A 23271-nucleotide genomic window follows, 5' to 3' on the forward strand; every position below is an offset into this window, starting at 1 on the left:
ACCCGGATCAGCTGCACAGCGGAATGCGGGTGCTGGAACTTTTGCGAGAGTCTGAAAATACAGGGGCGCAACGTTGAAAACCGCGCGTAATCATCTCGTTGAAAGGGGAGCTGTGGCAGGGCTGAAGGGTCCAGCAGCTTCGTCGCGGTGCCGGGACCTGTCCGGAGGAATTAGCTCCAGGGATCAAACGAAGGACGCTACAGTATTCTGTCGGTGCTCGCTGGCCGGATAGGAGCCGAGGATCTTGATTTCCCAGGTGAAGAAGTCCAGCTCCTCCAGGGCTCGGCGTACCGGAAGATCGTCGGGGTGTCCTTCGATATCAACCATGAAAGTTGTGGCCGCGAAGCCGGAACCCACCATGTAGCTTTCCAAGCGGGTGAGGTTCACGCCGTTGGTAGCGAAACCGCCCAGGGCCTTGTACAGCGCACTAGGAACGTTGCGAGCCTGGAAGACCAATGTGGTGATCACTGATTCTGGCATGGTGGAGCGACTCGGGAGATCCTGCCGGCGTGCAAGTACAACGAAACGAGTTGTATTGGTCTGGTCATCCTCCACCCCTGTAGCCAGCGCTTCCAAGCCATAGAGTTCTGCTGCCAGAGGTGGCGCCAAGGACAGCTTGGTGGGATCATTCCAATCGCGCACCTCGCGCGCGGAACCTGCGGTATCCCCAGCGATGATCGGAGTGAGCTGATGCTCGCGAATGATCTTGCGGCACTGGCCCAGCGCATGGATGTGGCTGTGCACTTCAGTAGCGCCCGAAATGGTGCTGCCTGGCAGCCCCAGCAGATCGAATCGGATTCGCAGGTAGTGCTCGGCCACGATCTGCAGCTGCGATTCGGGCAGCAGGACGTGGATATCGGCAACGCGTCCGGCCAGCGAATTCTCGATGGGGATCATGGCCAACTCAGCTTCGCCGTTTTCCACCAGGGCGAAAGCATCCTCGAAGCTGGCGCAGGGCACGGCTTCCATATCGGGAAAAAGTTCTGTGCAAGCCATATTGGAATTGGAACCGGCTTCGCCCTGATAGGAAATCTTGTTGCGCATTGAATCAACATAACCCAGTGCCCCTTTCCTGATGAAGAACTTGTGTCAAGGTTGCGGGGACGGGGCTTCTGGACGTCGAGGGCGCGACACCTGACGATGCTTGCGCCCCTTGCCGAACGGAGCTTGGAGTGCTGATGAATTACGGCAAGGTATGCGGATCGGCGACGAATTTTCACGCGAACATAGTTCCGTTCCTCTGCTCCTGGGCCAATTGCGGTCGTTATGCTGTAGACCACAGTGCAAAGGAGCATCAACCATGGCGAGCATATTGGTTCGGCAAGATGACGGGGCATGGTTTGAACCCCAAAAAATTGGGTATGCCTTGGAATCAGAATTACAGGAGATCCTTGCGAACCACCCGGAACTGATTCCAGGCGTGAGTTCCGAAGCGAAAGCCTGTCGCGAATTCCAGTCCGAGGTCGGCCCCGCAGATATTGTCGTGGTGGATGCCGGAGGGGAAGTCACCCTCGTCGAATGCAAGTTGGCGTCTAATCCGCAGATCAGGCGTGAAATCGTTGGCCAGATGTTCGACTATGCCTCGCGTCTATGGAAGATGGACGTCGACGAATTTGCGCAGCGCTGGAGAGACCGTTCTTCCACGCCGCTTTGGGATGAAAATACTGAGACGGCGACGACACTGAAAGAGTCCCTTGCGCTGAACCTGACGCAGGGAAATTTTCGAATCGTGCTAGCGGTCGATGCAATCAATGCCCAGTTGAGACTCATGGTTGAATACTTGAATATGATGGCCGGCCCAGGGACATCGATCGTTGCAGTCGAATATGCCCGGAGGCGGCATGGGGAGCTTGAACTCCTGTTGCCTCACGTATTCGGCGAAGAATTGGCCAATGCGAAATCAACACCGGAGAATCGCCAGACCACCCGGTGGGAAGCAAGCAGCATCCGCTCCTGGCTTCTTGAGAGTGACAGGCAAAGCCTGGAAGCGTTCGACGAACTGATTAATTCTGCGCTCAAGTCGGAATTGCCATTCCTAGGGTCGAGGTCAAAATACCCCGCGGGCACGATTCCCATTTTCGATTCAATGGGAACTCGGCTTGGCACCGTATCGATATTCTATTTCAGTGTGCAAGGGCTGTCCCTGGAATTCAATTTCAAGCCTGTTTCCCAGTTGCCACTCGAAGAAGCGCCTGAATCTGAGGCCAGAGAATTCTTCTTGAATGAGCTGATTGGAATCCCAGGACTGGAAGAGGTCGGAAGGAGCCTGCGGCGCAGCAGCTTTGCCAGTCGAAAGCCTAACGTTCCGCTCTCGCAGATTCCCCCGGATTCGGTGCAACGCGTCGTCAATGCGCTAAGGATTTTTACAAGCTTTGGATCGCAGCAATCCTATTGAGCTGGAGCTTTTCCTCCGGAGGAAAAGCTTGCTCACCGCCGGTAGTGCTCCGCCAGCTTCTCCAGACCCTCGTCAATGCCTACCGCAGGTTTCCAGTCCAGGACTTCATGGGTTTCGCGCTGGTCGAACCAATGCGCGGTAGACAGCTGCTCGGCCAGGAAACGGGTCATCGGCGGCTCATCATGAACCAAGTTGCGCGAACCGGCTGCCAACCACAACTTCTCGATCACCGAACCGGCCGCACGGGCCAGCCAGCCCGGAACGTTGAGCTTCGGAGCCGGGGCGCCGCCAGCCTTGCAGATGCCGGCGATCAGCTCGCCCACCGGCCGAGGTTCGCCATTGGTGACTACCAGGGCTCGCCCGTGGGCGTGGTCCATGCGTTCCAGGCCGCGGACAATCGCCGCAGCGGCATTGTCGATATAGGTGGTGTCGATCAGCGCTGCGCCCTGGTCCAGCAGGGGCAGCCGTCCGGCCTTGGCCCGCTGGATGACGCGTTCCACCAGCTGGGTATCGCCGGGCCCCCACACAACGTGCGGGCGGATGGCGGTGACGCGAAGTGCTGGCGAATCGGCGCCCAGGGCATTGAGCTCGGCCGCTGCCTTGGAGCGTGCATAGAATCCATGCGCCTTGGCCGGATCGGCCTCACCCGCACCGGCGCCCGCCAGCGAATCGCCGAAGTGCGCCACGGAAGGGGAAGAGACGAACACGAAATCCTTGATTCCTGCGCGCTTGGATGCTTCGAGCAGATTGCTGGTTCCCGCGATATTGGTGGCGGCGAAGTCTTCCCATGCACCGGTGAAGGAGACCTTGGCTGCCAGGTGGATGACCGCGTCCATGGACTCCACGGCCGCGGCGACAGCCTGCGGATCCGTGAGCGAGCCGCGGACTTCATCAGTGGCTGATGCCGAGCTGCCGCGCTGGAAGGTGCGCACATGGTGGCCCTTGTCGCGCAATAGCTGGGCTACAGCGCCACCCAGCATGCCGCTGGCTCCGGTGACCAGAACGCGACGGGCAGCGTCTTCATTTTTCGATGGGCTCACGGATTGCGGATCCTTCCACCTGCGAGGGTCGCGGCAGCCCAGTGGGCGAGCGCGGCCCGGTCAATCTTGGAGTTGTGCCGGATATCGGTGGGCAGGCTTGGGACTACCAGGACCGCTGCCACCTCGGTGCCGGTGGCCGCGACCGCGGCGCGAACCTGGCGGGCCAGATCGCTGGCGGCCGGACCGGATTTGCGGGCCGCGGGCACCGTTTCCATGACGACCACCGCGGCCTGGGTTCCGTCAGGTCCCACGCCGACCAGCGCGGCACGGCCAGCGCCAGCAACCGACTCGACAGCATGTTCGGCGGCCACCGGGGTAATCGCGCCCTTGGCGGTGCGCAGTACGTGGCCAAGGCGTCCTTCGACCCACAGGCGTCCCTGCTCATCCAGATGCCCGACATCGCCGGTGCGATGCCAGCCGGGGATGGAGACGCTGAGCTGTTCGGTGATCCACAGCCGGTCGTAGCGGTCCTTGACGTGCGGGGCGCGGACCAGGATTTCGCCGGTGGCATTCGGGGTGTATTCCGGCTTGTCTCCGGCCACGCCCAGGGCGTCAATCGGTGCGATGGCGACGGTGGCTCCGGCGACTGCGGTGCCCACGCACACGCCATTGCCCGCTCCGGCAGCGCGGATGCCGGCCAAGTCGATATCGGTGACTGGCAAGGCCTCGGTCATGCCGTACGGGGTGTGGACCCGGGCATTGGGAACCAGGTCCTGCACCTTGGCCAGCAGATGCTCGGGAATCGGGGCGCCGGCGGACAGCATCAGCGAGACGCCTTCCAAGGTTTCCCGCTGAGCCTGGTTCAGCGCATCCTGGGTTTCCAGGACATTAGCCAGCGCGGCGGGGGAGGCGAAGACGGTGGTTGCATCCACTGCGAGGGCGGCGTCTGCCAACGCGGCGGCAGTCAAGGTCCGCGGTGCGGTGACGTCCATGTCCGGGGTGACCGAGGTGGCACCCAAAGCAGGGCCCAGCAGCGCGAACGGCGCGAAGCCTGCCACCAGCGCAGAGCCGGCCTTGAGGTTGTAGGTTTCACGCAGGGTATCGCGCATGGCGGCCAGTTCGCGATGCGTGTACACCACTCCCTTGGCCGGACCGGTGGAGCCGGAGGTGAACAGGACCGCCGCATCGGCATCCGGATCGGATGGCTCGAAAACCCTGGACCCGGAAGCGGCCTGGCTGCCGGCTTCATAGAGCTCGGGCAGGGTATGGGCTACCCCCAGCAGCTTGCGCTTCGCAGCAGGCAGGTCTCCAGCGGCAATCCTGGTTCCCGGCCAGCCGAACAGCCGCGCACCGGTGAGCGCACGGTCGATGCCAATCAGGTAGCTCGGGCCAGCGCCCTTGATGGCTCGTCCCATGCCCTTGGTGCCAAGGCCGGCATCGGCCACCACAATGACCGCACCCAGGCGCAGGCAGGCGTAGATCAGGGTGGTCAGTTCAATTCCCGGTGGAACCAGCAGGTTCACCCGGTCGCCGGCCTCCACTCCGATCTGCCGCAACCCTGCGGCCAGGGCATTCACGCGCTCGCCCAGTTCGGCCCAGGACAGCGATCGCGCAGGATTGATGTCCACCACCGCGGCCGATTGGTCCTCGGTGCGCGAATCGAGTTCGGCAAGCATCGGACGGTATTCGCCCAGGGATTGGGCACGCGAGGTGTTCTTGGAACTCTTCTCGCCGGCAAGCCACTGGAAGATCGGGGTGGCAATATCGTTGTCTTCGCCCACCAAATGGCTGGAGCCTTCAAAGCGGTGTACCTGGGCGTGGGGCAGTCGCGACATCAAATCGCGCAGGTAGCGGTCGGAGAAGACCGGGTCCTTGGGTCCCCAGAGCATCAGGGCCGGGACCTTCAAGGAGCGCACTGCTTCCGAGATCTCGTCCAAGGCCGGACGGCTTGGGTGATCCTGGGAGAACGGGATATCGGCGACAAAGTTGGCTACGCCCTCGCGCTTTTCAGCGTTGGTGTACGGGGCCATGAAGGCCTTGCGGATATCCGGGGCCAAGGCCGGCTGCGCCAACGAGTGGGTTACCTGCAAGAAGGCAGGGGAAGTCTTGGTGCCCCAACCGTGCACCGCGGGATGGGACGCGAGTTTCAGCGCGGCGGGAAGCTCGAAGCCTGCAGGGTGGATTGCGGTGTTGGTCAACACCACGTTCTCCAGCTGGTCCGGGTGGGAGACGGCCCAGCCCAGGGAGATGATGCCGCCCCAGTCATGGCCTACGGTGGTGATTTTGCCGGTTAGCCCCAGTGCGCCAGTCAGATCGCCGAGATCGTTGACGCGGTCGGCCAGGCGGCGGAACTTGCCGCTGCGCTCGGAGAAGCCCATGTCCAGCTGGTCCACTGCCACCACTCGCCACAGCAGCCCGTGCTCGGACACGTGGTTCAGCAGGCTGCGCCAGAGGTAGGACCAGGTGGGGTTGCCGTGCACGCAGAGCAAGGTGCCGGCCGGCTCAATTCCGCGTTGCTTCAGTTCTTCGTTGTTATCCAGGACGTGCCACCGGTGCCTAGTGCCCGGGGAGTCCACCTGCGACGTGGACGGTACTTCCAGATACTTAGAATAAATGGCATCTACACCGGGGAAAAGCTCGGTCACCAGGCAATCTCCATCATCGCGGTGTTCAGGCCGGAACCCACACCCATGCACAGCACCCGGTCGCCCTTCTTCAGCGAGTCGGCTTCTTGGGACAGGGTCATGGGCAGGGAAGCCGGTCCGACATTGCCCCACTTGGAGAAAGTGATTGGCACGCGGTCCTTGACCAGGCCGACGGCCTTGATAATGGCATTGGTGTAGGACTTGGAAACCTGATGGGTCACGTAGCGGTCCATGGACTTCCAATTCCAACCGGATTGATGGGCTTCATCCCAGGCATCCACGACCAGTTCGAGGCCGTTATCCAGCAAGCCCTTCGTGTCCGTGTACATGCCCGAGGGTCCGCCGACACACAGCTCGTGGTGCTCGGTGCCGGCACGCGATACGCCGCCGACGATGCGGTGCGCTTCCGGGTGCGCATCCGCTGGGCCAATGACCGCAGCGGCGGCGCCGGAACCCAAGGTCAGCGTGGCGAATTCACGCATGTAGTCATCGCGCGTGGAAGTTTCAGCGTTCAGCCGCTGGAAAGTGGTTTCCTGCGTTGGCTTGGCGTCTTCGCCGGCAACAATCAGGGCGTACTTGATCTGGCCGGAGTCGATCATGTTCGCTGCCAGGCTCATGCCGTTGACGAAGCCGAGGCAGGCGTTGGCCACGTCGAAATTCATGGCGGAGGATGGCAAGCCCAAGCCGTTGTGCACCTTGGAAGCCACCGACGGCTCCAAGTTGCGGCGGGTGACCGAAGTGTTGATCAGCAGGCCGATTTCGCTGGCATCGACACCGGCCTGGGCCAGCGCCTTCTTGCCGGCAAGAATTGCAGCGTCGTCGAATTCAACGCCATCGGACCACCAGCGGCGTTCCTTGACCCCGGAAACTCGTTCCAGAAGCTTCTTGGACAGGCGAAGGCGTTTCAGGCTAGGAGCAAGTCGCTCGTCGAATTCTGCAGAGCTCACCACCTCGGGTGCGAGGACGCTGTTCACTGATAAAAGCGCAACGTTGTGGTGCTTAAAGGTGGCATTGCCGTTCAAAATGGTGCCTTCGTTTCTGCTGGACTATCTATGTGCTGCGTGCTGCATTGAAACGTCGTGGCCGATGGGTGTGCGCCATCGGTTGCGTATGTGTTCTCCCTAGGTTATTCCCTGCATGACGCCAAGACCTATTTGAGCGCATGTTTTCAGCCGAAAGCTGGAATCAGTGCCTATGCAGACTATATCGATCCTACAGACTAGTCCTATGAGAATCATGGCAAGTGGGGGCGATCGTTCTGTGGGCCTGCTTCCATCTGCGCAGCCACAGGAAGCGCGCAGAAGCGCTCATCTGCGCGAAGTCTGAAACTCCGGACAATAAAAGCGATCCCCGTCACATTGCTGGGCCAGAGTCGCGTTGTATGGATAGCGCATCAAATCACGCTGATGCCCTCGCCCTCATCGACAAGGCGGTATCCAATGACAACTTCAAGCGTTGAAGCACAAAGCACTCTTCCGGTCGTTCTGCGATTCGTGATCTATAGCCTTATCGGTATCTTGTTCTTCTTCCTCCCCATCACCATCAACGGCAAGAGCACCATCCCGTTGGATCACTTGGTGACGTGGATTCAAACTGCCGCGGCACCGGTCGTTCCGTACATTATCTTGCTGATGCTCATCTGCGGGACAGTTATTCCCTTCGTCACCGGAGGATGGAAGGCATCCAAGGTACGTGGCATATTCGCATTCCTGAACATCTTCGGGCTGGCTGTCGGCTGTTCGCTGCTCTTCAACTTTGCCCCGGCGTGGCTCAGCGATCCGGACATGGGTCCTTTTCTGCTGGACAAATTGGTCATTCCCGTTGGCTTGATCGTTCCAGTAGGTGCCATCTTCTTGGCCTTGCTAGTTGGCTACGGGCTGATGGAGTTCCTTGGTGTCTTCTGCCAACCGGTCATGCTTCCAATTTGGCGCACCCCGGGACGTTCGGCCGTGGATGCCGTGGCTTCCTTCGTGGGAAGCTACTCGCTGGGTCTGCTGATCACCGACCGCATGTACCGTGGCGGCCGCTACACGGGTCGCGAAGCTGCCATCATCGCTACCGGTTTTTCCACGGTGTCAGCCAGCTTCATGGTTATTGTTGCCAAGGCGCTGGACCTGATGGACCACTGGAGCCTGTACTTCTGGCTGTCGCTGGTAGTCACCTTTGCGGTGACCGCCATTTCGGTGCGCATTCCGCCTTTGAGCCGGATTCCAGACACGACGTACCTGGGCATGGAACATGACAAGGAAAAACTGGTCACGGGCAATCGTGCACGCGTTGCCTGGAGCGAAGCCATGGGAGCCTCGCGGCGAGCGCCATCGCTGCTCAAGAATGTCGGCGCCAACGTATGGGATGGGCTGAAAATGGCCATGGCAATTTTGCCGTCCATTCTCTCTGTCGGATTGCTCGGACTGGTGGTTGCCCGCTTCACTCCAGTTTTCGACTGGCTAGGATACCTGTTTGTCCCATTTGCCTGGATCGTCGGGCTGGATGACCCGTTGCTGGCTGGCAAGGCTTCGGCTACCGGCATTGCTGAAATGTTCCTTCCAGCAACCCTCATTGCGGGACACGAATCCATCGAGCTGCGCATGGTGATCGCCATCGTTTGCGTCTCTGCAATCATCTTCTTTTCAGCATTGGTGCCATGCGTCCTGGCGACGCAGATTCCGCTGAACATCCCGCAGATGGTAGCTATCTGGTTCGTGCGCGTTGTCCTGACCATCCTCATCGCGACACCAATCGTGCGCATGCTGCTATAGGTCGGCTGCGCTGGCGCACGGCAGCTTGCGAAACCAATGGGTTGAACCGAGTGATGCTTTCCGATTCGACGCGACCACGCCATGTCGCGGCACTGTTGCAGCTTTGCGATTCCTGAATGCCGTTGCAAGGCGGAGACGATCCGTCGTTGAATGGTCGAACCGATACGACGGAAAGCAGGTTCCAATGAATCACTTACACGAATCAGGTGCTCCGATGCAGGGTGATCCGAGTATTCCCGACCAGCCAGAACCGCCAGCGCAACCGCCGACACCAGATGCTCCGCCAAGCCCGGCGCAGCCGGACGTACCACCAAGCCCTTCGCATCCGGATGGGCCGATCCCGCCCCCGGGCCCGCAGGATCCCACTGAGCCGGCGCCGGGGCACCCAACTGACCCCACGACTCCGCCACCGCCTGCATTCGCCTAGGCGCAACGACCGAGGCTGGCGACATCCAATGCCCTGCAGGAACCTGGTTCCTGCAGGGCATTGGCCATAACTGCAAGAAGTTGGGTCAAACGCCTATCGAGATCAAGGAGATCTGCCTCCGCTCGGCGATGCCCGTGAGCGCTTGCAGCAAGCCGGGACAGCGACGAAGCCAACCGGGTGAGCTATTTGCCGAAGTCGGGATCGCAGGTAGAAGCGGAACGGTTATCGTGACCGCATCAATGTCCTCGTTCGCTATTCCGGTCGACGACGCAAGGACGCAAATCAACCGTGGGAACGCTATCGGGGCCGCTCAGGTAGCTCTACTGTCGCCGCGCATCGGTACAGTGGATCCAAGCAGTATTACTCTGCATTGGCGACCACCCTGTGAAAGGCGCAAATGGCACATTCAGTACAGGTGAAAGATCGAATTCGTGGAGTCCTGACCGGGATGGCTGCCGGAGATGCCCTGGGCGCGGGCTACGAATTCAACGCACCGTTGCCCGAATCCGCCAAAATTTCGATGATTGGTGGCGGGTTGGGCGATTTTGCGCCCGGGGAGTGGACCGACGACACCTCAATGGCCATAGTCATTGCCCAGGGCCTGCTGGATTCCAACGGCAAGCTTGATGGTGACGCGAGCAACTACATGGTTCGGGAATGGGCCAAATGGGCCACGAACGCACCGGACGTCGGCAACCAGACGCGGGCTGTACTTGCCCACGCCCAGCATGTTGCGTCTGCTGACGGAAGAGCCGAGCCGACCGCTGATGATGCGCTAGCTGGTTCTGAACAGATTCACCGGAGAACTGGCCGCTCCGGCGGGAACGGCAGTCTCATGCGCACAGCGCCCGTGGCGCTGGCTTATCTGTCTGAACCGCCTGCTGCCGCATTCGAAGCTGCGGCAGCTATCAGCAAGCTGACCCATTTTGATGATGAAGCCGCTGAGGCCTGCGGGCTTTGGACAGTAGCCATTCACCACGCTGTGCTCACCGGCGAACTAGATATTCGCAGTGGTCTTGCGATGCTTGAACCAGAACGCGCACAAGCATGGGAGCAGCGCATCCACCAGGCCGAAAACCATCGACCTCGGGACTTCACAAATAACGGTTGGGTCGTTGAAGCATTCCAAGGTGCTTGGAGCGCGATCGCCACCGCCGAACCGGAAGACGGGAACGCTCGCTTGGTTCCGGTGCTGGAAGCGGCTGTTCGCGGAGGCGTGGATACCGACACCGTGGCAGCCATCGCCGGATCGCTCATTGGCGCAGCTTCAGGGTTCTCGAGTGTTCCGGCGCAGTGGGTGGATATGGTCCACGGTTGGCCCGGAATGAGGATGCAACAGCTTGTCGATATTTCGAGTGCGCTCGCGGGCTAAGTTCTCCTGCGGGATCTTGCTTCTAGTCCCGGGCTGGTCGTCGAGCTTCCAGCTTCTGTGGCAGCACGATGCTGACTTCGTGGCGCACCCCACGCGCACCGAGGCCAGTCAGATCAATCGCTAGAAACCAGGGTCCGGAATGGGGCACCTTGATTCGGTATGGAGCACGGCGTGCCAGTCCACCGTATGCTTCGAATTCTTCTCCGTCCTGGAATGCCGCGAAATTTTCCGGATCCATCAACCGCAGATGAGCCGGTCCACTGAGAGTCACTACCAAGATGCTTCCCCGCTCAATGAAATCCCAATAATGTTCAGCAAAATTAGGCTCCGCCAATGCCAGCCTCCTCGATCCCAGGTGATCCGCCGAGCAGCGGATCCAGACCCATTAACTCAAATTCAGGCCAGTGTCGCCAACGCACCCGAGGCAAGAGCACTGTACCGGTTCGGGCATTTGCAACGGCAAAGCTGCAGGAGTCTGGAGAACGGGGTCTTCTGGTCTTTGGGGTGCGTCGCGTTGCCACCTCAACCGATGCCAGATCCGCGATCGCAAGACGGCTAGTGGCAATTACCATTCGAGCTGCCGGCAGGTGGCATGAGCCGATCGCTGCATTGGACGAGCCGGAAGCCATCGGCTATTGGGTCCCGGATACCGGGGCAAGGAAGCAATATGACGACTCGAACGATTCGATCTCAACCGGATTGACGTGCTAGGCGGCAATTAATCCGCTGCTCGCGATAGCGTACCTAAGTGGGATGAAGTAACGCACAACTTGGGTCATGGCGGCCCAGAGCAATGAGGCAAAGTTCATGGATTTACTGACGGGCATTGGCCTGGAACAACTGCGAATGTGGATTTGGATTCTGGTCATTGGTTTTGCCGTGGCGGCGGGGCTATGGCGGCGGCACCAGCTAGTGGCGGTCGCCCTGGCCTCGGTGCTCTTATTCGCCGCTGCCAGCGCCGGTGCCGGGATCTATATCCTGAAGCGGCCAGGTGATCCGCGATGGACCATGGGCGAGCCTCCGGTGAATGCCCCTGATCTTTCCGGAATACCAGTTGTGGGCAAGCAACTGGCTCCCGTGGAATCTGCATTGGAATCGATTGCCGGGGGAGTGAATTCCTTCTGGGAATTCAATCAGGCCCTGCCGGTGGCCCTCGACTTCTTTGAACGCAGCGGCTGGGCCCTGCTCGCGGCCATTCCGCTGATCATCGCCATGATGATCAAGACTTTCAGGGCTGCCAGCCGCCGCAGGCAGGAACTGAAGAACCTCAGTGGTGCCGTGGCGCAACTCCAATCCGAGCTTGCCGCGATCAAGGGGAATTTGTCTGAGCAGGGCACTGCGGCCGAGGCTCCAGAACAGGGCAGCCAACGGGAGAACGCAGGCACTCGTAGATCGCGCCGGGGCGAATGAACGTTAATTAGCCAGACGCGAAACGGCGCCGGATCTGTCCTGCACTGCTGGACAAGACCGGCACCGTTCTCTGCGACCCGAGTGAGCTGGGGTAACTAGGCCAACGTCGCGGTATCGATTACGAAGCGGTAGCGGACATCGGATGCCAGCACGCGCTCGTAAGCCTCATTGATCTGCGTGGCACCGATGACCTCGATCTCTGCGCCAATGCCATGCTGGGCACAGAAATCCAGCATCTCCTGGGTTTCCTCGATGCCGCCGATCTGCGAACCTGCGAAGGAACGGCGTCCCCCGATCAGTGCGAAGGCATTGACAGGCAACGGTTCTGCCGGAGCACCAACGTTGACCATGGTGCCGTTCACGCGCAGCAGTCCGAGGTAGGCGCTGACGTCGATGGAAGCGCTGACGGTGTTGATGATCAGGTCGAACTTCTTCTGCAGATCCTTGAAGGTGTTCTCATCGCTGGTGGCCCGGTAGTCGGTTGCGCCCAGCTTCAGTCCATCATCCTTCTTCTTCAGCGACTGCGACAGAACGGTGACCTCAGCGCCCATGGCACTGGCGATCTTGACCGCCATGTGGCCCAGGCCGCCGAGTCCCACGATGGCAATCTTCTTGCCCGGCCCTGCACCCCAGTGCCTCAGCGGGGAGAAGGTGGTGATGCCGGCGCAAAGCAGGGGCGCGGCAACATCCAGATCGATGCCTTCAGGAATGTTCAGGGCGAAGTTCTCGGTAACCACGACATGCGTGGCGTAGCCACCTTGGGTCATGCTGCCATCACGGTCAAGAGCACCGTAGGTACCAACACTCTGCTCGCAGAATTGCTGGTCTCCGGCAAGGCAGTTCTCGCATTCCATGCAGGAATTGACCATGCAGCCCACGCCAACGCGGTCGCCCACCTTGTGCTTGGTTACCTCTGGCCCGACTTCGGCAACGATGCCGGCAATTTCGTGGCCCGGGACCAGCGGATAGTTCTGGTTTCCCCATTCTCCGCGCACCGTGTGGATGTCGGAGTGGCAGATGCCGGAGAACTTGATATCAATCAAGACATCGTGCGGACCTACTGCACGACGTTCAATCTGCGTCGGAATGAGTCCATCAGTCGCAGAGTGCGCTGCGTATGCATTGACCATAGTTGCCATCAGGTTTTTCCTTTGTCTTGCGGGTTGCGACTGGAAATGTTCTGGACTGCGGCGATTGCCGCGGTCCGTCAGGGCAAAGCCCATGGAGAACAACAATCGACAGGCTATGAATAATCCCGGCTGGAGAAAATTTCCTTCCGCAGGTTTCCCTGCCTAAATGAGGATCAACGCGCACCGTGCTGGTTGCGCCCGGGGATCGCCAGGGCAGCAGCGCCGCATGATCTTCGCTGGTTGCCCAGGCTGCAAGGCCGCTCTCAAACGATGAATGGCAGCGACGCAAGTGGCTGGCACGCGCCTATCGCCCAAGAACTGCGTCTTTTGCCAATTCCCGGTAGGCTAGTACCTGGGTCTGCATGTTCTATGCGGGCCCCAAAAGAAAATAACTCCCAGGGCTGACTGACCGTTGGTCCCGACCGCCAGTTTCGCGGTCCTCGGTAGTGACTTTCGCTAGGGCAAATATGCGCCTCAGCGCGGGTCTCGATCGAAGACCAGATCTGGGTAGGGCCACACGGTTCGCTCATCCACCACGTGGGAGCGATCGAAAGGAGCACCCCCTTAATGGAGGGTCCAGAAATCCAATTCGCCGAAGCACAGATCGACAACGGTCGCTACGGCACCCGCACCATTCGCTTCGAAACCGGCCGCATTGCCAAGCAGGCTGCAGGTTCGGCAATGGTCTACATCGATGACGAGACCGCACTGCTCTCGGCAACTACCGCTGGCAAGCACCCACGCGAAGGCTTCGACTTCTTCCCACTCACCGTGGACGTTGAAGAGCGCATGTACGCAGCCGGCCGCATCCCAGGCAGCTTCTTCCGCCGCGAAGGCCGCCCATCGACCGAAGCCATCCTGGCTTGCCGCCTGATGGACCGCCCACTGCGCCCAGCCTTCGTCAAGGGCCTGCGCAACGAGGTCCAGGTTGTCGTCACCGTGCTGTCCATCGAGCCAGATGAGCTGTACGACGTCGTAGCGATCAACGCTTCGTCGATGTCCACCCAGCTTTCGGGTCTGCCATTCTCCGGCCCAATCGGCGGCGTTCGCGTTGCACTGGTTGATGACGGAAACGGCGCACAGTGGGTTGCCTTCCCACGCCACTCCGAGCTGAAGAACGCTGTCTTCAACATGGTTGTTGCCGGCCGTATCGCTGGCGACGACGTTGCCATCATGATGGTGGAAGCTGAAGCTACCGACAACGCTTGGGAACTGATCAAGGAACGCGGCGTCCAGGCTCCAACCGAAGAGGTTGTCGCTGAGGGCCTTGAGGCTGCGAAGCCATTCATCAAGGTCCTGTGCGAGGCCCAGGCCGACCTGGCTGCTCGCGCTGCCAAGGAAACCGTTGAATTCCCGGTCTTCCGCGATTACGAAGAAGATGCCTTCGCCGCTGTCGAGGCTGCTGCTTCGACCCGCTTGACGGAGATCTACACCATCGCTGACAAGCAGGAGCGCGACAACGCTGCCAGCGCATACAAGGAAGAGATCGTTGCATCGCTGGCTGGCGAAGGCAACGCTTTCGCAGGCCGCGAGGGTGAAATCTCCAAGGCATTCGGCGCTGTTACCAAGCACATCGTGCGCCAGCGCATCCTGACCGACCAGATCCGCATCGACGGCCGCGGCCTTGCTGACATCCGCCAGCTCTCCGCCGAGGTCGAGGTTCTGCCTCGCGTTCACGGTTCGGCAATCTTCGAGCGTGGCGAAACCCAGATCATGGGCGTCACCACCTTGAACATGCTGAAGATGGAACAGCAGATCGACTCGCTGTCGCCGGTGAAGACCAAGCGCTACATGCACAACTACAACTTCCCTCCATACTCGACCGGTGAAACCGGCCGTGTTGGTTCGCCTAAGCGCCGCGAAATCGGCCATGGCGCACTGGCTGAGCGCGCACTGGTTCCAGTGCTGCCTAGCCGCGAGGAATTCCCATACGCAATCCGCCAGGTCTCCGAGGCATTGGGCTCCAACGGCTCGACCTCCATGGGCTCGGTTTGCGCATCGACCCTGTCGCTGCTGAACGCTGGCGTGCCACTGAAGGCTGCCGTTGCAGGCATCGCCATGGGCCTGGTTTCGGACACCGTAGACGGCGAAACCCGTTACGCTGCCCTGACCGATATCCTCGGTGCCGAAGATGCCATGGGCGACATGGACTTCAAGGTTGCAGGTACCTCCGAGTTCGTTACCGCGATCCAGCTGGACACCAAGCTGGATGGTATTCCGGCATCGGTTCTGGCCGCCGCGCTGACCCAGGCTCGCGAAGCACGCCTGCACATCCTGAACGTTCTGAACCAGGCTATCGACGCCCCGGATGAACTGAACGTCAACGCTCCACGAATCATCTCCGTGAAGATTCCAGTGGACAAGATCGGCGAGGTCATCGGCCCTAAGGGCAAGATGATCAACCAGATCCAGGAAGACACCGGCGCTGACATCTCGATCGAAGATGACGGCACCGTGCTGATCGGCGCAACCAACGGCGAGTCCGCTGAAGCCGCCCGCTCGGCCATCAACGCTATTGCCAACCCTCAGGTTCCTGAGGTCGGCGAGCGTTACCTGGGTACCGTCGTGAAGCTGACCACCTTCGGTGCGTTCGTTTCGCTGACCCCGGGCAAGGACGGCCTGCTGCACATCTCCGAGCTGCGCAAGATCAACGATGGCAAGCGTGTCGAGGACGTCGAAGACGTCGTCGGCGTTGGTCAGAAGCTGCAGGTGGAGATCACCAAGATTGATGACCGCGGCAAGCTGTCGCTGGCTCCAGTCGTCGAGGAAGAAGCTGAAGAAGCAGTTGCTGCTGAGTAGTCTTTAGATTCTTGCTGAAAACCCCGATTCGCTTGGCGAATCGGGGTTTTTGCTTATTCTTGCCCGGGAGCTGGTTCCTGCCAAAGTCTTTGGCGGTCCTGGTTGGAGGCAAGACCTGATGACGCAGCCCATTGGACTCTCGCAGATCTTCTTCATATTCCAAAGCGCGTGCCGCTTGGCGGAGAGAACCTATCGCGGGGGCTCACGCTTCCAATTCAAGAAGCATCTGCAGTGCCTCGCGAGAAATTGTGCGCAAGGCATTTCCACTGCGCCGCGCTGCCCTTTCGGACGACCTCAGTGGAGTTTCTCAGGCGCTAGCTGCCAGCCTGATACCCAGTACCTTGCGGGCCGCAGCTAGCGCCGGACAACACGTGCTGTACCCCATTGCCGCTTTCCAGCCACGTTGGCTTTGGGCGGAGGCAAGCACTGACCTTAACCAGATAAAACCATCTGGGTCAGATGGACTGCGGAGAGTTGAACCAGCGGTCCTAGTGTCCAGAGTGTACTCGTTCCGGTTCGCTCAGGCGCAGAGCCGCAGGCGGGAAGGCGCTGATACCCCTGATTCGATCGCTGGCCACCTAGGATAGGAACGAGGAATAGAAAAAGTAGCCGTAGCGCAAATGAAGGACGTTGAACCAGTGGATATCGGGGGAACGAAACTGCAGCATCAGAATCTGCTGGTGACGCTGTACGGCCTGTATGGCGAATCGGCCAGTGGCTCTTTCCCTGTTTCTATCATCGTCGAGATGTTCGATGCCTTGGGTATCAGGTCGCAAGCAATCCGCTCCACCATTTCAAGGTTGAAAAGCCGCGGCGTGCTAATTAACGAACGCGCAGGGAACGAATCCCAGTACCAGCTCTCCGCCGAGGTTATGGACAGCTTCCGGAAGGACGACCAACGGATCTTTGCTCCTTCGCGTTCAACCTCCGGGGACTCCTTGGTGCTGGCTATTTTTTCCGTACCCGAGAGCGAGCGGAATCGCCGGTACGAACTGCGCACCGAGCTGGCTAGCTTAGGGTTCGGGATGGTCTCCGGAGGAGTGGCCGTGGGGCCGCATCTGGCATTCGAGCAGGCTAAGGTCCGCTTGGATGCGCGAGGATTGTCCAAGTACGTCGAGTTCTTCAAGGCTGACTACATGTCCCCTGCCGATATCCGGGACAAGGTTGCCCAATGGTGGGATCTTGAAGCACTGGACCATCAGTACACCGACTTCCTCCAGTTGTATGTCGGACGCTTAGGAACGTGGCAGCAACGGCTAGCTGATCCCGTCGAGTCAGCCGAGCAGCGCTCGGAACTGGAGCGGGCGGCTTTCGCCTTCTATATTCCGATGCTCACGCGCTGGCGGCGTTTCCCTTATCGGGATCCGAATTTGCCCTTCGAATACCTGCCTGATGGGTGGAAAGCTCCGCAGGCCAAGAAGACCTTCCTGGCGTTGCACGCGCTGTTGTCCCCGCATGCGGAGCTATACGCGAGTCGGCTACTCGGCTCGCGCGTCGACTAGTACCTGCCGCATCCAGGTCTGCACGGCCTGCCAATGATGCTGCTGCGGGTCGATGATTTCAAAGTGGTCCAGCGACCGGTGGATCATTTGTTCCGGCAGAACGTGTCCGGCCAGGGAATCCAGGTATTCCCGCGTGTGCTCCAGCGGTACCCGGTCGTCGTTGAACCCGTGGACCAAGAGCGTTGGCACCGAAGGCGGTGGGGCCTGGATTGGCGAAGCATCGTGGTAGATTGCCGGAATCCCGGCCGGAGAATCGCCGAAATATTCCATTGCTGCACCATCGCCGAGGGATTCTGCATGCACCTTGGAAGCATCGGTGACTGGAGCGAGGCCTACCACGGCATCGGCGAAATTGGAGTTCAGCAGCGCCAATTGACCGCCGACCGAATGTCCGATAAGAATAGCTGCCTCGGATTGGCCCTGGTATCGCAACGTGCTGCGCACGAGCTGGATTGCCGCGGCCACATCGAAAGATGGGGTGGGCCACGGGTGGTCCGGACCGCGCCGGTATTCCACGTTGGCCACGCTCCAGCCAGAGCGCAGCAAATCGTCAGCCATCGGTTGCATCACGCTGGCGGTGATCCGCTGGCGCCAGTAGCCGCCGTGGACCAGGACCGCAGTGCCCAGGGAAGGCTGTTTGAACGGGTGCGCCAGGATGAAATGCTGGTCGGGATGATCCCCGTACTTGAGCAACTCGGACTCTCGCGTATTTTGCGGCACTGCGCTTTTTCCTTCCATCCTGCGGCGGCCGGCAGGAGTATCCCTGCCGGCTACGTAGTAATTCCTGCCAATGCTAGTCTGCGCCGGGTACGGATCCCGGTGGCAGGAAGTCCACGTCACGCAGTGCTGAGAGGCGGACAACTTCCTCCGGGTCAGACAAGTTGTGAAGCTCATCGAAGAGCGTGGACAGTTGTCCCGAAGGGCTTACCCAAAAGAGCGATTTGCCCGGTGCGCCATCCTTGACGTAGTAGGCGTGAGGAAGTCCCATGGGCATGCGGACGGTATCGCCAGGCCCGGCCTTGAACCATTCGCCGTCCAGGTACAGGGTGTAAGTGCCTTCCATTATGTAAATGTGCTCATCTTGCTTAGGGTGCACGTGCGGAGGCACACCGGTTCCAGTGGGATCAAGGGAAAGCCATGCAAAGCTGCTGGAACTCTCGACCTTGGAGAGATAGGTGTGGCCGAGGACATTCCACGTCTTGTTGCCCATTGATTCACTGGCCAAAGTTATGCCCTTGGGCAGATCGCCCAGAATGATTTCTTGGCCTTGCTGCTGTTCCATGATGACTCCTTAGCGGGTAGATGGCTGGTGCGTCCAGCATGGCATGAATCACATTAGATATGCAATAGGTCTTGCGATCGCAAAATTCGGTGTATATGATTTCTATCACTTCGGCCTATGCTGCCGGACTCTTCACTACCCTCGCAATTCACGCATCGCGGTCGATGGGACCCGTTGCTGCACTCTACGAGTAAGGCACCAATGTGAATACCACTCAGGTAAAAGGAATGAGCGTCTACACGCTTGGCACCGGAGGCGGCCCGATCGTTTCCAGTTCCCGTGCTGGCACCAGCACGGCGATTAGGGTCGATGGGGCAACCTACGTGATTGACTGCGGCATGGGAAGCATCCGCAATTACCGGTCGCATGCCGAATGGGGCGAATTGCGCGCGGTGCTGCTGACCCATCACCACTCGGACCACATCTACGATCTCGGCGCCTATCTGGTGACCGGGTGGCAGGTCCCGGGGGAGTCTTTCGCCCGGCCTATCCAAGTTTTCGGCCCTGGACGTCCCAATCGCATCCCCGCCCTTGGCCCGGAGCACGAGCAGCAGATCGCTTCGCGCGTCGCCGAGCGGGAAATGACCAGCACCGAAGAAATCGTCGATGCGCTGCTGGACAAGGTCTTCTCCTCCGACGTGTTGATCCGCATGGCCGATGAAGGCCGCGACGAACCCCACGAATGGATCCAGTCGCAGAACATCCAGATCCCCGAGGCATCCGGGGCCTGCGCAGTTGAAAACCGCCACCCGGAAATGGAGCCCTTTGAGATCTACCGAGATGAGCTGGTGGCGATCTCCGCGATTCTGGTCGACCACCGCTTGTGCTTCCCGGCATTCGCTTTCCGGATCGACTCGCGCTACGGTTCCGTCGTGGTCTCCGGAGACACCGCCTACTCCGAGAACTGCATCAGGCTCGCCCGCGGAGCTGACTTGCTGCTGCATGAGGTCATCGATCTGCCTGGCATCCTGGCGACATTCCCGGACGGCCCGACGCGCGATGGCATCGAAGTGCATTTGCGTGAATCGCACACGCCGTACAGCGAGGTGGGCAAGGTCGCCGCGAAAGCCGAAGTCGGCGCGCTGGTGCTGCATCACATCGTTCCCAACACCCCCGGTGCCGCTGATCTGGAAGCTATGCTGGAGACCGCACGCGGTGATTTCGCGGGGAATGTATCCATCGCCGAGGACAATGACGTCTTCAGCATCGGCCCGGCGGCGCTGGAACTCTCCGCGGCCGATTCCAAGGGGAGCTTGGTATGAGTACGACACAGAATCTCGCGGACCACACCTTGCGTGCGGCCATTGCCAACGGCAAAATGAACCGGCGCGCCTGGATGGTGACCGGCATGCTGGTACTCTTCCAGATCGTGAACTTCGCCGACAAAGCTGTCCTGGGGCTCGTGGCTGATCCCGCCATGCGCGAACTCGGGTTGACTGCCGGTCAGTTCGGCTTCATCGGCAGCGCCTTCTTCTTCCTCTTCGCCATTGTCGGCGTTATTGTCGGCTTCCTGGCCGGAAAGGTATCCACCCGCTGGATCTTGCTGACCATGGGCATTGCCTGGGCAGTCCTGCAGTTCCCGATGCTCTTCGGCGGAGGCGCGGCAATCCTGCTGGTCACACGCATCCTGCTGGGTGGAGCCGAGGGGCCGGCGACCCCCATTTCGCTGCAGCATGCCCACGGCTGGTTCAATGCGAAGGAACGTGGGCTGCCCAGCAGCGTCATCGCTGCCGGTTCAACCCTGGGGCCGATCCTCGCGGCTCCTGCCCTTGCATGGATCATCGCCAACCCGGCCCTGGGCTGGCGCTGGGCCTTCGGTTTCCTGGGGATCTTCGGGCTGCTCTGGAGCGTAGCGTGGCTGCTTCTGGGCCGCGACGGCCCGTACAGCCATTCCACGGCGGGCAAGGCACAGGCGAAAGCCGGTGCCATCTCGTTGGCGGAGGACCAGCAGCAGGCTGGGCAGAAACCGGAACCGGTCGCCGAATTCGACCTGCAGGGCAAGGGGAGCATTGCGGATTCCTCCGATCTGCTGAAAATCGTGCCGATTCGACGAGTCCTGGGCTCGTGGATGTTCGTGGCAGCGGTGCTCGCAGGTGCCGGCTGCTTCTGGGCGCAGGGTTTCTTGACCACGTGGTCCCCGAAATATCTGGGATCCGTCGTTGCCCTGACACCGGAAATGATCGGTTTGGTCTCCACCTTCCCCTGGGTGATCGGCGCTATCGCGCTGCTGGTTTTGGGCTTCGGCTCCCGCTACCTGATGAAGCGCGGCGTGACGGTTCGCTGGGCCATGGGCGCCCTGTTCGGCGCAACGTTGCTGATCTCCGGGATCTGCTTCTCGATCCTGCCCTTCCTCTCCGGCTACGCCGCCGTGGCGATGCTGACTCTCGGTGCCGGTACGGCAATGATCTATCCCTTGGCTCCCACGGCAATCGCCTTCAGCGTCTGCTCCAGGCAACGCGCGGCCCTCATGGCCACGCTCACTGGACTGGCTTCGGTGGGCGGCGTGGTCGCTCCCGCAATGGTCGGTGGCCTGATGGACAGCGCGGGCTATATTCCCAGCCCTAAGGGCGTGGCTGACTCGGCAGAGATGGCCGAGCTGCTGGCTCAGGGCATGAATGCCTCATTCGGGATGATCGGAATCTACCTGGTTGGTGTTGGCATCTTCTGCGTCTTGATGCTCAATCCGGACCGGACAGCGCGCAAGCTGCAGACCAGCTTCACGTTCACCGGCTAGCCAAGATCGCCCCGGATCGAGCTGCAGGATCCCATCGGCCAAGTCGCAACGGCCGATGGGATTCTGCTGCACATGGCGATCCGCGGCCTAGCTCCTATGGATGCCGGTGGGAGTGATGGCGCAGGAAGCATGGCCGCACTCAGGGCAGGCATTCATGGAATGCGCTGCAATGCCTGCATGGCTGTTTCGCCTTTTGGAAAATCCCTTTGCATTCCACCCGGCCATCGTTTCCCCGGTGCCAGCGCACTTGCATTTCGCAAGTGCGATCTTGCCGGCAAGCGGACCCTTGGCAGGCCTGGGGGTGCTGGAAAAGGATAAAACCGTGGCACACCGCTGTGCGCGGTGTGCCACGGTTCAGGACGTTCGTGCTGGAAGGTGCGCGGAGCCAGGGCTAATCGGACGCGAAGGCCTGCTTGGCCTTGGCAGATCGGGCAGCATCTGGTTTGATGCGTGGTGGAATCATCGCCACGGAAATGGCGGCGACTACGCCGACGATGGCGAAGAATACGAAATTGAACTCGAAGCTGATGCCCGAAGCCGCGATCCAGCCGCCGATGATGGGGCCGGAGATGGCGCCGATGCGGGCGAAGGACAATGCCCAGCCCGTGGCCGTGCCGCGCTGCGCGGCCGGGTAGTAATCGGCAATGTATCCGGTGAGAACCAGCGACGTGGAAATCGAGCCGATGCCGGCGAAGGCCACGAAGAACAGATTGACCAGCATAGTATTGGGGAACATCAGCAGGAGGATGCCTCCCGCACCGAGCAGGTAGAAAATCACCAGAATGGTCTTCTGCCCGTACTTGTCGGCGAGGAAGCCCAGGGCCAGTCCGCCGGCGGCTGAGGCGAGGGAGAAGACCAGCAGGAATGTTAGCGAGGAACCGAGGTTGTACCCTGCGCTGCGCATGATCTGCGGCAGCCAGGTATTCAAGCCGTAGACCAGGACCATGCCGCAGAATAGCGAGATCCAGAAGAAGATGGTTGATCGCAAGTACGTTGCGGAGAACATGGAAGCCATGACCTGGCGCCAGGGGGCCTTGCCGGTGCGAACCGGTGGCGCCACGGGCTCGTAATCGGGGATGCTGTGCCGGGCGGCCAGTGCTTTGGCTTCGCTGATCCGCCCCTTGGATACCAGATATTCAAGGGATTCGGGAAGCATCCAGGCAACTAAGGGAAGTAGAACTACAGGTAATGCGCCCACCGCGATAACCCCGCGCCAACCTATCGCGGGCAGAAGCGACATAGCGACCAAGGCAGCGGCGACGATTCCCAGGGAATAGCCTGAGTACATGATGCCGTAGTTAAGTGAGCGTTTCTTGGGTGGCGAATACTCGATGGTCAGCGCGGCGGCCACCGGGATGATGCCGCCCATACCCAGTCCGCCGATCAGCCTGAAGAGGCCGAATATCTCGGGAGTAGGAGCTAGCGCGGCACCGGCTTGGGTGATTGTGAAGACTAGCATGGCCAGCAGGAGCATGCGCTTACGGCCGATGATGTCGCTGAGCGTGCCGATGAACAGTGCGCCGAAGAGCATGCCCACCAACGCGTAGGCTCCGAGGCCGCCGAGCTCCATGGGACTCAGCGACCATTCCTTGTATTCGGCCAATGCCGGGAGCACTGCACCGAGCACGCCGACGTCGTAGCCTTCGGCCAGGATGGCCAGCCAGCAGGCGAAGAGCACCATTGAAGTGGTTCGTTTGGGGATTTTCCAATCCGCGGCTGCGGGGGATTTCGGCATTTGTTCAATCTCCTTGTGTGGGTAGGGCGGAGTTCTTGGAACACCAATAGGATTATCACGTTAAAGTGACGTGCGTTACAATAGCTATACACTTTTTAATT

17 protein-coding genes are annotated in these 23271 nt (G+C 60.3%); 8 read left to right on the forward strand and 9 right to left on the reverse strand.

Going from position 1 to position 23271, the window contains the following annotated elements; genetic code table 11:
• Nucleotides 1-183 precede the first annotated feature (183 nt).
• Nucleotides 184-1044, reverse strand: a complete 861-nt coding sequence (locus tag ACIOJF_RS12405) for a prephenate dehydratase (protein WP_400342814.1) — start codon at nt 1042-1044, stop codon at nt 184-186.
• A gap of 256 nt (nt 1045-1300) precedes the next feature.
• On the opposite strand from ACIOJF_RS12405, the gene ACIOJF_RS12410 reads away from it, so the two are divergent.
• Nucleotides 1301-2395, forward strand: coding sequence for a hypothetical protein (locus tag ACIOJF_RS12410; protein ID WP_400342815.1), 1095 nt, complete (start codon nt 1301-1303; stop codon nt 2393-2395).
• A 32-nt stretch (nt 2396-2427) separates the two neighbouring features.
• On the opposite strand, the gene ACIOJF_RS12415 is transcribed toward ACIOJF_RS12410, so the two are convergent.
• The 3 genes from ACIOJF_RS12415 to ACIOJF_RS12425 are packed head-to-tail and all read right to left on the reverse strand — an operon-like array spanning nt 2428 to nt 7042.
• Nucleotides 2428-3435, reverse strand: coding sequence for an NAD-dependent epimerase/dehydratase family protein (locus ACIOJF_RS12415; protein WP_402735567.1), 1008 nt, complete (start codon nt 3433-3435; stop codon nt 2428-2430).
• Nucleotides 3432-6020, reverse strand: a complete 2589-nt coding sequence (locus tag ACIOJF_RS12420; RefSeq protein WP_402735568.1) for an alpha/beta fold hydrolase — start codon at nt 6018-6020, stop codon at nt 3432-3434. The genes ACIOJF_RS12415 and ACIOJF_RS12420 overlap by 4 nt, the downstream gene beginning before the upstream one ends.
• Entirely contained in the window at nt 6017-7042 is a 1026-nt protein-coding gene (locus ACIOJF_RS12425; protein ID WP_013348415.1) for a 3-oxoacyl-ACP synthase III, read from the reverse strand. Before ACIOJF_RS12425 ends, ACIOJF_RS12420 begins: the two co-directional genes overlap by 4 nt.
• A 417-nt stretch (nt 7043-7459) precedes the next feature.
• Between ACIOJF_RS12425 and ACIOJF_RS12430 the strand changes: the two genes are divergently transcribed.
• Nucleotides 7460-8779 (forward strand): YjiH family protein, encoded by a 1320-nt coding sequence (locus ACIOJF_RS12430; protein ID WP_402735569.1) that lies wholly within the window; start codon nt 7460-7462, stop codon nt 8777-8779.
• Between the two features lie 824 nt (nt 8780-9603).
• The gene (locus tag ACIOJF_RS12435) at nt 9604-10578 is read left to right on the forward strand and encodes an ADP-ribosylglycohydrolase family protein (protein WP_402735570.1); all 975 of its coding nucleotides are present in this window, start codon (nt 9604-9606) and stop codon (nt 10576-10578) included.
• Between the two features lie 22 nt (nt 10579-10600).
• Here the strand turns inward: ACIOJF_RS12435 and ACIOJF_RS12440 are convergent, their stop codons facing one another.
• Entirely contained in the window at nt 10601-10912 is a 312-nt protein-coding gene (locus ACIOJF_RS12440) for a DUF1883 domain-containing protein (protein ID WP_166650648.1), read from the reverse strand.
• Between the two features lie 473 nt (nt 10913-11385).
• On the opposite strand from ACIOJF_RS12440, the gene ACIOJF_RS12445 reads away from it, so the two are divergent.
• The gene (locus tag ACIOJF_RS12445) at nt 11386-11988 is read left to right on the forward strand and encodes a hypothetical protein (RefSeq protein WP_133832980.1); all 603 of its coding nucleotides are present in this window, start codon (nt 11386-11388) and stop codon (nt 11986-11988) included.
• Between the two features lie 95 nt (nt 11989-12083).
• Here the strand turns inward: ACIOJF_RS12445 and ACIOJF_RS12450 are convergent, their stop codons facing one another.
• Nucleotides 12084-13127 carry an NAD(P)-dependent alcohol dehydrogenase gene (locus tag ACIOJF_RS12450; protein WP_402735571.1) on the reverse strand — a complete coding sequence of 348 codons (1044 nt, stop codon included), beginning with the start codon at nt 13125-13127 and terminating at the stop codon, nt 12084-12086.
• Between the two features lie 558 nt (nt 13128-13685).
• On the opposite strand from ACIOJF_RS12450, the gene ACIOJF_RS12455 reads away from it, so the two are divergent.
• Together ACIOJF_RS12455 and ACIOJF_RS12460 are read left to right on the forward strand one after the other, a co-directional pair.
• Nucleotides 13686-15917 carry a polyribonucleotide nucleotidyltransferase gene (locus ACIOJF_RS12455; RefSeq protein ID WP_332731277.1) on the forward strand — a complete coding sequence of 744 codons (2232 nt, stop codon included), beginning with the start codon at nt 13686-13688 and terminating at the stop codon, nt 15915-15917.
• Nucleotides 15918-16537: 620 nt separating this feature from the next.
• A complete protein-coding gene (locus ACIOJF_RS12460) occupies nt 16538-17419 on the forward strand; it encodes a PaaX family transcriptional regulator C-terminal domain-containing protein (protein ID WP_105658210.1) in 882 nt (293 codons plus the stop codon).
• Here the strand turns inward: ACIOJF_RS12460 and ACIOJF_RS12465 are convergent.
• Both ACIOJF_RS12465 and ACIOJF_RS12470 read right to left on the reverse strand, forming a co-directional pair.
• A complete protein-coding gene (locus ACIOJF_RS12465) occupies nt 17396-18139 on the reverse strand; it encodes an alpha/beta hydrolase (protein WP_181148899.1) in 744 nt (247 codons plus the stop codon). The genes ACIOJF_RS12460 and ACIOJF_RS12465 overlap by 24 nt on opposite strands.
• Nucleotides 18140-18212: 73 nt before the next feature.
• A complete protein-coding gene (locus tag ACIOJF_RS12470; RefSeq protein ID WP_105658208.1) occupies nt 18213-18701 on the reverse strand; it encodes a cupin domain-containing protein in 489 nt (162 codons plus the stop codon).
• A 227-nt stretch (nt 18702-18928) separates the two neighbouring features.
• On the opposite strand from ACIOJF_RS12470, the gene ACIOJF_RS12475 reads away from it, so the two are divergent.
• Complete coding sequence (locus ACIOJF_RS12475) at nt 18929-19963, forward strand: MBL fold metallo-hydrolase (protein WP_105658207.1); 1035 nt, start codon at nt 18929-18931, stop codon at nt 19961-19963.
• On the forward strand, nt 19960-21435 hold the full coding sequence (locus tag ACIOJF_RS12480; protein WP_402735572.1) for an MFS transporter: 1476 nt from the start codon (nt 19960-19962) through the stop codon (nt 21433-21435). The genes ACIOJF_RS12475 and ACIOJF_RS12480 overlap by 4 nt, the downstream gene beginning before the upstream one ends.
• Nucleotides 21436-21826: 391 nt before the next feature.
• Here ACIOJF_RS12480 and ACIOJF_RS12485 read toward each other — a convergent pair whose 3' ends face one another.
• Nucleotides 21827-23170, reverse strand: a complete 1344-nt coding sequence (locus ACIOJF_RS12485; protein ID WP_332489234.1) for an aromatic acid/H+ symport family MFS transporter — start codon at nt 23168-23170, stop codon at nt 21827-21829.
• Nucleotides 23171-23271: the final 101 nt, after the last annotated feature.

It is taken from the genome of Glutamicibacter sp. NPDC087831 (assembly GCF_044742845.1).
Taxonomy (GTDB): Bacteria; Actinomycetota; Actinomycetes; order Actinomycetales; family Micrococcaceae; genus Glutamicibacter.

What these genes read in the sequence shown, in the direction of transcription:
- ACIOJF_RS12405 (WP_400342814.1), bottom strand. Translation starts at nt 1,044, where the DNA reads ATGCGCAACAAGATTTCCTATCAGGGCGAAGCCGGTTCCAATTCCAAT.
- ACIOJF_RS12410 (WP_400342815.1), top strand. Translation starts at nt 1,301, where the DNA reads ATGGCGAGCATATTGGTTCGGCAAGATGACGGGGCATGGTTTGAACCC.
- ACIOJF_RS12430 (WP_402735569.1), top strand. Translation starts at nt 7,460, where the DNA reads ATGACAACTTCAAGCGTTGAAGCACAAAGCACTCTTCCGGTCGTTCTG.
- ACIOJF_RS12435 (WP_402735570.1), top strand. Translation starts at nt 9,604, where the DNA reads ATGGCACATTCAGTACAGGTGAAAGATCGAATTCGTGGAGTCCTGACC.
- ACIOJF_RS12445 (WP_133832980.1), top strand. Translation starts at nt 11,386, where the DNA reads ATGGATTTACTGACGGGCATTGGCCTGGAACAACTGCGAATGTGGATT.
- ACIOJF_RS12450 (WP_402735571.1), bottom strand. Translation starts at nt 13,127, where the DNA reads ATGGCAACTATGGTCAATGCATACGCAGCGCACTCTGCGACTGATGGA.
- ACIOJF_RS12455 (WP_332731277.1), top strand. Translation starts at nt 13,686, where the DNA reads ATGGAGGGTCCAGAAATCCAATTCGCCGAAGCACAGATCGACAACGGT.
- ACIOJF_RS12460 (WP_105658210.1), top strand. Translation starts at nt 16,538, where the DNA reads ATGAAGGACGTTGAACCAGTGGATATCGGGGGAACGAAACTGCAGCAT.
- ACIOJF_RS12470 (WP_105658208.1), bottom strand. Translation starts at nt 18,701, where the DNA reads ATGGAACAGCAGCAAGGCCAAGAAATCATTCTGGGCGATCTGCCCAAG.
- ACIOJF_RS12475 (WP_105658207.1), top strand. Translation starts at nt 18,929, where the DNA reads ATGAGCGTCTACACGCTTGGCACCGGAGGCGGCCCGATCGTTTCCAGT.
- ACIOJF_RS12480 (WP_402735572.1), top strand. Translation starts at nt 19,960, where the DNA reads ATGAGTACGACACAGAATCTCGCGGACCACACCTTGCGTGCGGCCATT.
- ACIOJF_RS12485 (WP_332489234.1), bottom strand. Translation starts at nt 23,170, where the DNA reads ATGCCGAAATCCCCCGCAGCCGCGGATTGGAAAATCCCCAAACGAACC.